The sequence below is a fragment of the Flagellimonas amoyensis genome (assembly GCF_003058265.1).
In the GTDB taxonomy this organism is placed as follows: domain Bacteria; phylum Bacteroidota; class Bacteroidia; order Flavobacteriales; family Flavobacteriaceae; genus Flagellimonas; species Flagellimonas amoyensis.
In genome coordinates this window covers 31,423-45,224 of record NZ_QBUK01000014.1, presented here as the reverse complement: position 1 = coordinate 45,224, position 13,802 = coordinate 31,423, and the positions used below count along the sequence as shown (strand labels likewise).

Below are 13,802 nucleotides of genomic sequence, written 5' to 3'. Positions count from 1 at the left end.
ATTTACATCGAGCCCGAGACATTTGTTAACATTCCGAAAATTTCATTGAAACAGCCGTTGAACATCGTAATTTTATGGGGCTTTTAAAAATAGATTTGCATTCATATCTTAACTTTGAAAGCTTACAAAATTTGATTGATACAATGAGCAAGACACTATTTGACAAAGTGTGGGACTCCCATGTGGTAAAACATATTGAAAATGGCCCGGATGTGCTGTTCATAGACAGGCATTTGGTACATGAAGTCACCAGTCCCGTGGCTTTTCTAGGATTGAAGAACAGGGGCATCAAGGTGCTGTATCCCGAGCGGACCTTCGCGACCGCCGATCACAACACCCCTACCCTGAACCAACATTTACCCGTAAAGGATCAACTATCCGCCAACCAATTAAGGGCCTTGGAGGAAAATGCCGCAGCGCACAATATCCCTTATTGGGGTCTTGGACATGAGAAAAATGGTATTGTCCATGTCATTGGTCCGGAAAATGGAATCACAGCTCCCGGCGCGACCATCGTGTGCGGGGACTCACATACATCAACACATGGTGCTTTTGGTGCCATCGCCTTCGGAATTGGGACCAGCGAGGTGGAAATGGTGCTCTCCACGCAGTGCATCATGCAGCCAAAGCCCAAGAAAATGCGCATCAACATCAACGGAAGCCTGAGCAAGGCCGTTACACCCAAAGATGTTGCGTTGTTCATCATCTCCAAACTGACCACTTCCGGCGCCACCGGTTATTTTGTGGAATATGCAGGAGATGTGTTCAAGAACATGTCCATGGAAGGCCGTATGACCGTTTGCAACCTGAGTATCGAAATGGGTGCCCGCGGCGGTATGATCGCTCCCGATGAGAAGACCTTCGAATACATCAAAGGTCGTGAATACACACCTAAAGGTGCTGATTGGGACAACGCCATGGCATACTGGAAAACCCTCTATTCTGACAGCGATGCTGTTTTTGACAAGGAACTTACGTTTGAGGCTTCCGAAATAGAACCCATGATCACCTACGGCACCAACCCTGGAATGGGTATGGGCATCAAAAACGACATTCCATTGGCCGAGGCCGTGGAAGGTGGTGTGGCCACCTACAAAAAATCATTGGAGTATATGGCGTTCCACGAAGGCGATGCCATGATCGGCAAACCCATCGACTTTGTGTTCCTAGGAAGCTGCACCAACGGTAGAATTGAGGATTTCAGGGCATTTGCCTCCATCATCAAAGGAAGAAAGAAAGCGGAAAATGTGACCGCTTGGCTGGTACCCGGTTCGCACAGGGTGGAAGAAGCCATCAAAGAAGAGGGTATCTTGGACATCCTTCACGAGGCTGGATTTGAACTTAGGGAACCCGGTTGTTCCGCTTGTTTGGCCATGAACGACGATAAAGTTCCCGCAGGCAAATACGCGGTGAGCACTTCCAACCGAAACTTTGAGGGACGACAAGGCCCAGGTGCCAGAACCCTATTGGCAAGTCCTTTGGTGGCTGCCGCCGCTGCTGTGACCGGAAAGGTGACCGATCCAAGGGAACTCATGGAAGAAGCATTTGCATAACAATTTACAACAAACAATGACCAGTGAACAATTAGCAATACAAAATCAATTGTTAATTGAACATTGATAACTGATAGAGAAATGGCATACGATAAATTCAACATATTGACAAGTTCAGCGGTACCATTGCCCATAGAGAATGTGGATACCGACCAGATTATCCCTGCTCGATTCCTAAAGGCCACGGAGCGAAAAGGATTTGGCGATAACCTGTTCAGGGACTGGAGGTATAACGCTGACGGAAGTCCAAAAGAGCATTTTGTACTGAACAACCCCATCTACTCCGGAAAAATCTTGGTAGGTGGCAAAAACTTTGGTTCTGGTTCATCTAGGGAACACGCTGCATGGGCCGTTTACGATTATGGGTTCCGATGCGTGGTGTCCAGCTTTTTTGCCGATATTTTTCGCAACAACTGCTTGAATGTAGGTGTGTTGCCCGTTCAGGTGAGCGCCGGTTTTCTGGACAAGATCTTTACCGCCATCGAGGCCGATCCCGAAACGGAACTGAAAATAGACCTGTCCGAGCAGAGCATTACCATTTTGGCCACTGGCGAAAGTGAAAACTTTGAGATCAATGGGTACAAAAAACAGAACATGCTCAATGGTTTTGATGACATAGATTATTTGTTGAACATCAAAAAGGACATAGAGGTCTTTGCCGAGAACACTCCCCTTTAAATTGGGCTACTGCATAGCGAATGAAAAAACGTACCATTGAAATCATGGACACCACCCTTAGGGATGGTGAACAAACCTCTGGGGTCTCCTTTTCAGCTTCCGAAAAACTCACCTTGGCCAAGTTGCTATTGGAAGAACTCAAGGTGGATCGGATTGAAGTGGCCTCTGCCCGTGTTTCCGAAGGAGAACTGAAAGCCGTCCAAAACATTACGGAATGGGCAGCCTCTGAAGGCTATCTTTCCAAAGTAGAGGTGCTCACTTTTGTGGACAATGGTGTATCCTTGAATTGGATGGTCGAGGCCGGCGCAAAGGTACAGAACTTGCTCACCAAAGGCTCAATAAATCATTTAACACATCAACTTAAAAAGACTCCAGAACAGCATTTTAAGGAGATTGAAAATGTGATTTCCAAAGCCCAAGAACTCGGTATCGTAACCAATGTGTACTTAGAGGATTGGAGCAACGGAATGCGGAATTCCAAGGCGTATGTTTTTCAGTTTTTGGACTTTTTGACCCAGCAACCTGTCAAACGGATTTTGCTGCCCGACACCTTGGGAGTGCTCACACATACAGAGACAGGCGCGTTTTTCAAAGAAATCATTGAACGATACCCCGACTCCCATTTTGATTTTCATGGGCACAATGATTACGACCTTAGTGTCGCCAATGTCATGGAAGCGGTAAAAGCGGGAGTGCATGGATTACACCTGACCGTCAACGGTATGGGTGAACGAGCAGGAAATGCCCCATTGGCCAGCGTGGTGGCCGTGATCAACGATTTTCTGCCGGAAATCACCATAGGTGTCAAAGAATCCTCATTGTATAAAGTGAGTAAACTGGTATCGGCATTTACCGGTTTTGGCATACCTGACAACAAGCCCATTGTTGGAGACAATGTTTTTACACAAACTGCTGGTATACATGCAGATGGAGATAGCAAAAAGAATCTTTACTTTAACGATTTATTACCGGAACGTTTTGGCAGAAAGCGAAAATATGCCCTAGGAAAAACTTCAGGAAAAGCCAATATCCAAAAGAATTTGCAGGAACTTGGACTCACCCTGAACGATGACGAACTGAAAAAGGTCACTGAACGCATCATTGAACTTGGCGACAAAAAGGAACGGGTCACGAAGGACGATCTGCCCTACATCATCTCGGATGTACTGGACAGCAACCTGTATCAGCAAAAGGTGTTTGTAAAGTCTTATGTACTTACCCATTCCAAAGGATTAAAACCCTCCACTACCCTTTCCATTGAGATTGAAGGGAAACTGTACGAGGAAAGTTCCCAAGGCGATGGTCAGTTTGATGCCTTCATCAACGCCCTGAAAAAGGTGTACAAAAAAGAGAACCGGGAGCTTCCCAAGTTGGTGGACTATGCCGTGCGCATACCTCCTGGCAGCAATTCCGATGCGCTTTGCGAAACCATAATCACTTGGCAGACCAAGGAAAAGGATTTCATTACCCGTGGGTTGGATTCCGACCAAACGGTATCCGCCATAAAGGCCACGGAAAAAATGCTCAACCTAGTATAACGGACAGAAGTTCAAACACAAGAGCAAAAAAAAAAAAGAGTAAAGACAAAAGACTGATTGGAATAACTAAATAACCCAGTAATTCAATAACTGAATAACCGAAGATAAATGAAATTAAACATAGCCCTCTTGGCCGGGGATGGAATTGGCCCAGAAGTGATCGACCAAGCCGTAAAAGTATCCGATGCCGTAGCTGCAAAGTTCGGACATGAAATCAACTGGACACCTGCCCTTACAGGAGCCGCTGCCATCGATGCTGTTGGAGAACCCTATCCCGATACAACCCACGAAGTATGCGTGGCCGCTGATGCCGTATTGTTCGGGGCCATCGGACACCCACGCTTCGACAACGACCCATCCGCCAAGGTCCGCCCCGAGCAAGGTTTGTTGAAAATGCGCCAAAAATTGGGATTGTTCGCCAATGTTCGCCCCACGTTCACCTTTCCTTCTTTGATTGACAAATCGCCTTTGAAAAAGGAACGTATTGAAGGTACCGATTTGGTCTTTTTGCGGGAATTGACCGGAGGTATCTATTTTGGAAAAAGAGGCCGCGAAGACAATGACAATACTGCATACGACACTTGCACCTACACCCGTGCCGAAGTTGAGCGTTTGGCCCGAAAAGGTTTTGAAATGGCCCTACAGCGTTCCAAAAAGCTGTGTTGTGTGGACAAAGCCAACGTACTGGAAACATCACGCCTATGGAGGGAAACCGTCCAAAAACTGGAAAAGGAATATCCAGAAGTACAGGTTTCTTACGAGTTTGTGGATGCCGTGGCCATGCGTTTGGTACAATGGCCCAGTTCCTATGACGTATTGATCACCGAAAACCTATTTGGGGACATCCTCACCGATGAGGCATCCGTGATTTCCGGTTCCATGGGGTTGATGCCCTCGGCTTCCTTGGGAGAAAAAACCTCTTTGTTTGAACCTATCCACGGATCTTATCCACAAGCGGCCGGAAAGGACATCGCCAATCCATTGGCCACCGTACTTTCTGCAGCCATGATGTTCGAGACTGCTTTTGGTTTGAAGGACGAGGCCGAAGCCATCCGTGTAGTGGTGAACAAATCACTGTCCGAAGGCGTGGTCACCGAAGACCTTGCCGATGGCGGAAAAGCATACAAAACCAGTGAAGTCGGGGACTGGCTGGCCAAAAATATTTAATCAACCCCCGCATAGACCAAAAAAGAAAGCCCCGATAGTTCGGGGCTTTTTATTTACTTCAGTTTACTTTTCTACAAAATATAATCCGTGCTCAAGAAGTTGCTCACCTTGGCCTCCAACAACTGCTCCACGGTTTGGGTATTCACTTCATTGTCCTTGAAGGCCACAAAAGTTCGGACAGAAAAAGATCTTAGCGCATCATGTACGCTCAATGTGGCTTGTGCCGAATCCTTTCTTCCAGTGAACGGATACACATCCGGACCACGTTGACAAGAACTGTTCAGGTTCACTCGGCACACCAAGTTGGCCAGTGTATCGATCAACGGAGACAAGGTATATACATCCTTGCCGAACAGACTCACCTGTTGCCCATAATTGGACTCCGCCATATCATCCAAAGGCTCTTCGATATCCTTGAAGGAAAGCACAGGAATGATTGGTCCAAACTGCTCCTCTTCATACACCCTCATATCCTTCGATACCGGATAGAGCACCGCAGGCCATATGTAGTTATCAAAATGTTTTCCTCCTTTTTTGTTGATGACTTTGGCACCTTTCGCTTTCGCATCGTCCAAAAGTTCTTGGATATAGGCAGGCTTGTCCGGCTCTGGTAGTGGTGTAAGGCTCACCCCATCGTCCCATGGATTTCCATATTTAAGGGCATCCACTTTTTCCGTGAAACGTTTCAGGAATTCGTCCTTGATATCCTCGTGCACATACACCACCTTAAGCGCAGTACAACGTTGCCCGTTAAAGGACAGCGTACCGGCGATACATTCGTTGATGGTCAGGTCCAAATCAGCATCAGGCAGCACAATGGCCGGGTTCTTGGCCTCCAATCCCAACACCAGACGAAGTCGATTGCTTTTGGGGTGTTGGTCTTGCAGTGCATTGGCCGATTTGCTATTGCCGATCAAGGCCAATACATCCACTTTTCCTGTCTTCATTATAGGCGCCGCCACAGCTCTTCCACGTCCAAAAAGGATATTGACCACTCCTTTGGGAAAACTGCTCTGAAATGCCTCCAAAAGCTGCGTAATGAGCAAAACTCCATGCTTGGCCGGTTTAAAAACGGTCGTGTTCCCCATGATAATGGCCGGAATAAGCAGAGCAAAGGTCTCGTTCAAGGGATAATTGTAGGGACCAAGGCACAAAACCACGCCCAACGGACCCCTACGGATATGGGCATATACCCCATCATGCTTGTCAAACTTGGCACTGTTACGGTCCAATTGTTTGTATTCCTCAATCGTATCATAAATATACTCAACGGTACGATCGAACTCCTTGTACGAATCTGGCTTGGATTTTCCGATTTCCCACATCAGCAGTTTGACCACTTCCTCCCTCTTCTTCTCCATCTTTTTCACGAAGGTCACCATGCACTCAATACGATCCTTGACCTTCATGGTGGGCCAAATTCCTTTTCCCTTGTCATAGGCCGCCATTGCAGAATCCAAAGCCTCCAAAGCTTCAGCTTCACCCATGTCCGGAATACTGCCCAAAACGGTTGGTATATATTCTTCAGTGGATGATATGGTAGATACCACAGGGGTTGTCGCCCCGTTCCATTTGCGGAGCTCACCGTTCACCAAATAGGTCTTTTGATGGATTTCTTCCTTGATTTGAAACGCTTCTGGTATTACGGTCTTGGTTTTTGACATAAATTGATGTTTATAGAATTAGTGTTCTCAAATAATGGTCGGTAGCACTATACAAAGCTAACATAAAAAGATTTGGGAAGGATCTCATTCCCATGGGTTTCAACACAAAAACGATTAAGCTGGCCCAATATCAAAACATATAGGGAAATTGTTGTGGAAATCACACCAAATACTGGAACAGGTCAGGTTTGTCGTTGAGATAGTCCCCAAAAAAATTGTTGGCCTTCATGCGTTGGACCAAGGGCTCCAGGTCATCAGCGGACTTGAGCTCTATCCCCACAACGGCAGGTGCATTCTCCCTGCTCGACTTTTTGGAATATTCAAAATGGGTGATGTCATCGTCCGGACCCAAAATATCGGCCACAAACTCTTTCAACGCCCCAGGTCGTTGCGGAAACCTCACTATAAAATAGTGTTTGAGGTTGGCATACAGCAGTGCACGCTCCTTGATCTCGGCAGTGCGGGTAATGTCGTTATTGCTCCCACTGACCACACAGACCACATTTTTACCCTTGATATCCTCCGCAAAATCATCAAGGGCCGCAATGGTCAATGCCCCGGCAGGCTCCACCACAATAGCATCCCGGTTATACAGGTCCAAAATGGTCTGGCAGACCTTTCCTTCGGGCACGGTTTCCATTCCATACAAATGATCCCGGCAAATGGCATAAGTCAATCGCCCCACTTGTTGAACGGCAGCTCCATCAACAAACTTGTCAATGGCTCCCAACTGCACCAAATTTCCTTCGGCAATGGACCTTTTCATCGAAGGCGCCCCTTCAGGCTCCACTCCAATGATCTTGGTCTTTGGGGACAATGCGTGAAACGTGCCACACAGTCCAGAGGCCAAACCTCCCCCGCCCACGGCCACAAAAAGGTAGTCGATGGGGACATCGCTTTGCTGAAGGATTTCCAGACCCACGGTTGCCTGCCCCTCAATGATCTTTTCATCATCAAACGGGTGGACAAAGGTCTTTCCCTCCTGCTCACAATAGCTTTGGGCTGCCCTGTTGGAATCATCGAACGTATCCCCTTCCAGGACCACTTTCACCCAATCGCCACCAAACATCTTGGTCTGGTCTATCTTCTGCTTTGGGGTCACTACGGGCATGTAAATGGTGCCTTTCACTTCCAAATGGCTACAGGCAAACGCCACACCTTGGGCATGGTTTCCCGCGCTGGCACAGACCACGCCCCTATCCAATTCTTCCTTGGACAAAGAAGCGATCTTGTTATAGGCCCCACGGATCTTATAGCTTCGGACCCGCTGAAGGTCTTCCCGTTTGAAAAAAATATTGGCCCCATAAGCCTTGGAATAGCGGATACTTTGCTGCAAAGGAGTTTCTTCCGCCACCTGGGCGATGTTTTTTGCCGCTTGATAAATATCCGCTGTTTGCGGAAAATACGTTTCCACAGTTTCTTTGCTCATGGGGCCAAATATAATTTATGCGATGGGCTTCATGGCCGTCATGGAGGCACGGAGTCTTGCGCCTACCACTTCCACATCATGGGTACGGATGGCCTTGTTTACAGCGATAAGTTTGATGTTGTCCACACCATTGTCCTTTCCTTCACCAAATTTCTTCCCAATGACATCGGTTTCAATTTTCTTCATGAAATCGGTCAACAGAGGCTTGCAAGCATGGTCAAAGAGATAGCAACCATACTCTGCGGTATCGGAAATGACACGGTTCATCTCGAACAGTTTCTTTCTGGCGATGGTGTTTGCGATCAACGGGGTTTCGTGAAGCGACTCGTAGTAAGCAGAGTCTCCAATGATTCCTGATTCCGTCATGGTCTCGTAGGCCAATTCAACCCCGGATTTTACAAAAGCGACCATCAACACACCGTTATCGTAATATTCTTGCTCGGAAATGGACACATTGCCCGCAGGCGTCTTTTCAAAAGCAGTTTCGCCTGTGGCAGCTCTCCAATCCAATAGATTTTTATCGCCATTGTCCCAATCTTCCATCATCGTCTTGGAGAAATGACCGCTCATGATGTCGTCCATATGTTTTTGGAACAAGGGACGCATGATCACTTTCAATTCTTCGGCCAAATCATAGGCCTTTATCTTGGCAGGGTTGGACAAACGGTCCATCATATTGGTGATTCCACCCTGTTTCAATCCTTCGGTGATGGTCTCCCATCCGTATTGGATCAATTTGGAGGCATATCCGGCATCAACTCCCTTTTCAATCATTTTGTTGAAGGAAAGGATAGATCCTGTCTGCAACAGTCCACAAAGAATGGTCTGCTCTCCCATCAAATCCGATTTCACCTCCGCCACGAAAGAAGATTCCAGAACACCTGCCTTATCGCCACCTGTACCGGCAGCATAAGCCTTGGCCTGCTCCAAACCTTTGCCCTCTGGATCGTTCTCTGGGTGCACAGCAATCAAAGTTGGCACACCGAAACCTCTTTTGTACTCTTCGCGCACTTCGGAACCTGGGCTTTTGGGGGCCACCATGATCACGGTGATGTCTTCACGGACCTGCATTCCTTCCTCCACAATATTGAATCCGTGGGAATAGGACAAAGTAGCACCTTTTTTCATCAAGGGCATAACCGTTCCCACCACGTTAGTATGCTGCTTGTCCGGGGTCAGGTTGATGACCAGGTCGGCAGTCGGGATCAATTCCTCATAGGTTCCAACAGTAAAATTGTTCTCTTTGGCATTTTTAAAGGATTGTCTTTGGTCCTTGATGGCGGCGGCACGGAGCGCATAGGAAATGTCCAATCCGGAATCCCTCATGTTCAACCCTTGGTTCAATCCTTGGGCACCACAGCCCACAATCACGATTTTCTTTCCTTTCAAAGCGGTAACACCATCAGCAAATTCGCTGGGGTCCATAAACCTACATTTTCCCAGTTGGGTCAATTGCTCGCGAAGCGATAGTGTGTTGAAGTAATTTGCCATTTTATGTATCTGATTTTACTATTTATTGATTTTGAAATTCTGCTAATATATTGGTGATGGGCATAGCGGCCTTACTGACAGCTATCCGGCCCGTGCGCACAAATTGCATGATGCCATAAGGCTCCAACGCCTCATGCATTTCGTCAATCTCATGTCGACGACCCGTTTTGGCCAATACGAAGAACTCTCGACTCACGGTTACGATCTGCGAATGGTGTTCTTTAATGATATTTTGAATCTGACGCTCATCGAACAGCAGGTTCGATGCGATCTTGAACAAGGCCGATTCTTGGTAAATGGTCTCTTCGTCGGTGTGGTAATAAGCTTTGATGACCTCCACCTGCTTTTCAATCTGATTGACGATCTTTACCGCCCAATCTTCGGTGGAAAAAATTACAATCGTGAATTTTGAAACATTTTCAATCTCTGATTTTGAAACGTTTAAACTTTCTATATTGATGTGTCTCTTTAAGAATATTCCCGATATTCTATTGAGCAAACCTACATGATTTTCGGAGTAAACCGAAATGGTAAACCATTGTTTTTCCATGCTTACATTTTGTTTTTACTACTATGAAGGGCCAGGTTTGGACCCATCCCTATTATTTCAATAAGATATCGGAGATGGAAGCCCCTGTCGGAACCATTGGGAACACATTGTCTTCCTTCTCTACCCTAACTTCCAAGAAATAAGGGTCTTTGGAGGCCATCATTTCTTGCACGGCATCCTTCAGGTCGGACCGCTCCACTACCCTTCTGGCCTTGATGTGATAGCCTTCGGCTATTTTCACGAAGTCAGGATTGGTCATTACGGTGGATGCATAACGTCTTTCAAAGAAAAGTTCCTGCCATTGGCGCACCATGCCCAAGTGATCGTTGTTGAGGACCACAATCTTTACGGGCAAGTTGTGCTGGAAGATGACCCCAAGTTCTTGAATGGTCATCTGGTACCCACCGTCACCGATAATGGCGACTACTTCCCTATCCATGGCACCCATTTTAGCACCGATGGCTGCCGGAAGGGCAAATCCCATGGTTCCCAGTCCACCAGAGGTGATATTGCTCTTGGTCTGTTTGAATTTGGCATACCTACAGGCTATCATCTGATGCTGTCCCACATCGGAAACAATCACCGCCTTATGCCCAGAAGCCACATTGATCTGTTCAATGACCTCACCCATGGAAAGGCCCGGCTTGGTAGGATAGATATCTTTATCGATTACGGTATCGTATTCGATTTGTCTCTTTTTCTCGAACTCGGCCAACCATTCCTTGTGTTCCTTTTTATTGACCAAGGGCAACAATAGTTCCAAGGTTTGCTTGGCATTGCCCAAAACAGCCACATCCACAGGTACATTTTTGTTCACTTCGGCAGGATCTATCTCAAAATGGATGATCTTGGCCTGCTTGGCATAAGTGGCGAGGTTTCCGGTCACACGGTCATCAAAACGCATTCCGATGGCAACAAGCACATCGCATTCATTCGTCAGGACATTGGGTCCATAATTGCCGTGCATGCCCACCATGCCCACATTCAATGGGTGATCGGTATCCATTGCGGAAAGACCCAAAATGGTCCAAGCAGCAGGAATCCCTGCTTTTTCCACCAATGCCTTCAATTGCTCCTCGGCCTCACCCAAAATAATCCCTTGTCCAAAAACGATGTAGGGCTTTTTGGCGTTGTTGATCAATTCCGCTGCCTTTTCAATGGCACTCATATCGGGCTTTGGAGCTGGTTTGTAGCTTCTCACTCCTGTGCATTTTTCATACACAAAATCCAACTCGTCGAATTGGGCATTCTTGGTGATGTCCACCAACACAGGCCCTGGTCGTCCTGACTTGGCGATATAAAAAGCCTTTGCCATGATCTCAGGGATTTCCTCTGCACGGGTAATCTGGTAGTTCCATTTGGTCACCGGGGTAGAGATACCCACAATGTCCGTTTCCTGAAAGGCATCGGAACCCAACAAATGCCGCGCTACCTGGCCAGTGATGCAGACCATAGGCGTGGAATCTATCTGGGCGTCGGCGATACCCGTCACCAAGTTCGTGGCTCCAGGACCGGAAGTGGCCATGGCCACGCCAACTTTTCCACTTACCCTGGCATATCCCTGTGCTGCATGGGTAGCCCCTTGCTCATGTCGGGTAAGGATATGGGTCAGCCTATCCTGAAACTTATACAATTCGTCATACACGGGCATGATGGCCCCACCAGGGTAACCATATATCAAATCCACACCCTCCGCCAACAAACATTGGATGATGGCCTCAGCTCCGGTGATACGGATCGCTGTCTTTTTTTTCGTGTCTTTCTTTTCCGCTTTTAATGTTTCCATAAGCTTATATTTTGGGATTGTCCCGCTATGCTCTTCTGGAGCTTGTTGTTAAATCATATCCGTTACACATCCTTTGGATGCTGATGAGACCATCTTGGCATATTTGTACAAACTGCCCGATTTCACTTTCAGTTCCGGCTGTTTCCACTCTTTTCTTCGCTTTTCCAGTTCTTCATCTGAAATATCCATGTTGATGGTGTTCTTTACCGCATCTATGGTGATGGTGTCCCCATCCTTGACCAATGCGATGCCGCCTCCAACTTGTGCTTCAGGGGAAACGTGTCCCACTACAAAGCCGTGCGAACCTCCGGAAAACCGTCCATCGGTGATCAAGGCCACATCTTTTCCAAGACCTGCACCCATGATGGCAGAGGTAGGTTTCAGCATTTCGGGCATGCCGGGCGCACCTTTGGGTCCTTCGTAACGAATGACCACAACGTCACCTTTCTGCACCTTTCCATTGTGGATGCCTTCATTTACTTCTATTTCACCATTGAAAACCCTTGCGGTTCCCGTGAAACTCAATCCTTCTTTTCCTGTGATCTTGGCCACGGCACCTTCGGATGCCAAGTTGCCGTACAGGATACGGATATGCCCTGTTTCCTTGATGGGCTGCTCCAAAGGTTTGATGATATCCTGGCCTTCGGCCAAATCGGGAACATCCAACAGGTTTTCTGCCAATGTTCTGCCCGTAACTGTCATACAATCCCCATGCAGCATGCCTTTCTTCAACATATATTTCAATACAGCGGGCACACCACCAATTTTATGAAGGTCTTCCATCAAGTATTTTCCACTGGGCTTCAAATCGGCCAACAACGGGGTCGATTCGCTAATGCGTGTAATATCTTCCAAAGAGAAATCCACCTCAGCAGCATGTGCAATGGCCATAAAATGCAATACGGCATTTGTGGAGCCACCCAAAACCGTTACCAACCTAAAGGCATTTTCCAACGCTTTTTTAGTGACGATGTCCTTGGGCTTCAAATCCATTTCCAAAAGGTTGAGAATGGCTTCTCCTGCAGATTCACAATCAGCACCTTTAGCCGAGTTCACCGCCGGAATGGAAGAGTTGAAGGGCAATGACATCCCCATCGCCTCAATGGCCGAGGCCATGGTATTGGCGGTGTACATACCACCACAGGCTCCCGCACCGGGACAAGCTTTATGGATTACCGCCTTGAATTCGGTTTCATCTATGGTTCCCGCCACCTTTTGACCGTAGGCCTCAAAAGCGGAAATGATATCCAATTTCTTATCGTTATGGCACCCTGGGGCAATGGTGCCTCCATACACCAAAATGGAAGGCCTGTTCAGCCTTAATTGGGCCATAAGGGCCCCGGGCATATTCTTATCGCAACCCACAACAGTCACCAGTCCATCATAATACATGGCCTGCATCACGGTTTCGATGGAATCAGCAATAATGTCCCTCGAAGCCAAGGAATAACGCATTCCAGGGGTCCCGTTGGAAATTCCATCACTAACGCCGATGGTATTGAAGATGAGTCCGACCATATTGGAAGACTCCACTCCCCTTTTTACCTCTTTGGCCAATCCGTTCAGGTGCATGTTACAAGGGTTCCCTTCATAACCGGTGCTGGCTATTCCAATAAATGGTTTTTGTAAATCTTCATCTGTGAGCCCCAACGCATGCAACATGGCCTGTGCGGCCGGCAGCGTAGGGTCTTGGGTCACGTTCTTGCTAAACTTGTTCAATTCCATTATCAAATTTCATTCTAATGCAGCGTTCTACTGAATTTATCTCTGCAAACCAAAGATAGATGTTTATAAAGCCTTAGATTTTTAACAGAAAAGGGCTGTTTAAATCCATTTGGAACATAATAAACTTTAATTACTGTAAATCAACTACTTAAATCATTTTAAAATCCAACATTCAATTATTTTTACCGGTAAAGAAAAAGGGCCTGCATCAGCTTTTGATA

General features: G+C 47.1%; 10 protein-coding genes. 4 read left to right on the top strand and 6 right to left on the bottom strand.

Annotation, left to right across the window (positions count from 1 at the left end; translation table 11 throughout):
- Nucleotides 1–143 precede the first annotated feature (143 nt).
- The 4 genes from leuC to leuB all read left to right on the top strand — a co-directional run bounded on the left by leuC (nucleotide 144) and on the right by leuB (nucleotide 4,936).
- Nucleotides 144–1,553 carry a 3-isopropylmalate dehydratase large subunit gene (leuC, locus tag DB398_RS16975; RefSeq protein WP_108425653.1) on the top strand — a complete coding sequence of 470 codons (1,410 nt, stop codon included), beginning with the start codon at nucleotides 144–146 and terminating at the stop codon, nucleotides 1,551–1,553.
- An 81-nt stretch (nucleotides 1,554–1,634) separates the two neighbouring features.
- Complete coding sequence (gene leuD / locus DB398_RS16970; RefSeq protein WP_108425652.1) at nucleotides 1,635–2,231, top strand: 3-isopropylmalate dehydratase small subunit; 597 nt, start codon at nucleotides 1,635–1,637, stop codon at nucleotides 2,229–2,231.
- Between the two features lie 20 nt (nucleotides 2,232–2,251).
- Complete coding sequence (locus tag DB398_RS16965; RefSeq protein WP_108425651.1) at nucleotides 2,252–3,769, top strand: alpha-isopropylmalate synthase regulatory domain-containing protein; 1,518 nt, start codon at nucleotides 2,252–2,254, stop codon at nucleotides 3,767–3,769.
- A gap of 108 nt (nucleotides 3,770–3,877) precedes the next feature.
- Nucleotides 3,878–4,936 carry a 3-isopropylmalate dehydrogenase gene (leuB, locus tag DB398_RS16960; RefSeq protein ID WP_108425650.1) on the top strand — a complete coding sequence of 353 codons (1,059 nt, stop codon included), beginning with the start codon at nucleotides 3,878–3,880 and terminating at the stop codon, nucleotides 4,934–4,936.
- 71 nt (nucleotides 4,937–5,007) lie between these two features.
- Here the strand turns inward: leuB and DB398_RS16955 are convergent, their stop codons facing one another.
- From DB398_RS16955 to ilvD, 6 genes are all read right to left on the bottom strand, one after another.
- Nucleotides 5,008–6,600: an NADP-dependent glyceraldehyde-3-phosphate dehydrogenase gene (locus tag DB398_RS16955; RefSeq protein WP_108425649.1), complete on the bottom strand. Its 1,593-nt coding sequence runs from the start codon at nucleotides 6,598–6,600 to the stop codon at nucleotides 5,008–5,010.
- 160 nt (nucleotides 6,601–6,760) lie between these two features.
- Nucleotides 6,761–8,029 (bottom strand): threonine ammonia-lyase IlvA, encoded by a 1,269-nt coding sequence (ilvA, locus tag DB398_RS16950; RefSeq protein WP_108425648.1) that lies wholly within the window; start codon nucleotides 8,027–8,029, stop codon nucleotides 6,761–6,763.
- Nucleotides 8,030–8,044: 15 nt separating this feature from the next.
- Nucleotides 8,045–9,520: a ketol-acid reductoisomerase gene (gene ilvC / locus DB398_RS16945; RefSeq protein WP_108425647.1), complete on the bottom strand. Its 1,476-nt coding sequence runs from the start codon at nucleotides 9,518–9,520 to the stop codon at nucleotides 8,045–8,047.
- Between the two features lie 22 nt (nucleotides 9,521–9,542).
- Nucleotides 9,543–10,070, bottom strand: a complete 528-nt coding sequence (gene ilvN / locus DB398_RS16940) for an acetolactate synthase small subunit (protein WP_108425646.1) — start codon at nucleotides 10,068–10,070, stop codon at nucleotides 9,543–9,545.
- 52 nt (nucleotides 10,071–10,122) lie between these two features.
- Nucleotides 10,123–11,856, bottom strand: coding sequence for a biosynthetic-type acetolactate synthase large subunit (gene ilvB, locus DB398_RS16935; protein ID WP_108425645.1), 1,734 nt, complete (start codon nucleotides 11,854–11,856; stop codon nucleotides 10,123–10,125).
- A gap of 48 nt (nucleotides 11,857–11,904) precedes the next feature.
- Nucleotides 11,905–13,581: a dihydroxy-acid dehydratase gene (gene ilvD / locus DB398_RS16930; RefSeq protein ID WP_108425644.1), complete on the bottom strand. Its 1,677-nt coding sequence runs from the start codon at nucleotides 13,579–13,581 to the stop codon at nucleotides 11,905–11,907.
- Between the last annotated feature and the right edge of the window lie 221 nt (nucleotides 13,582–13,802).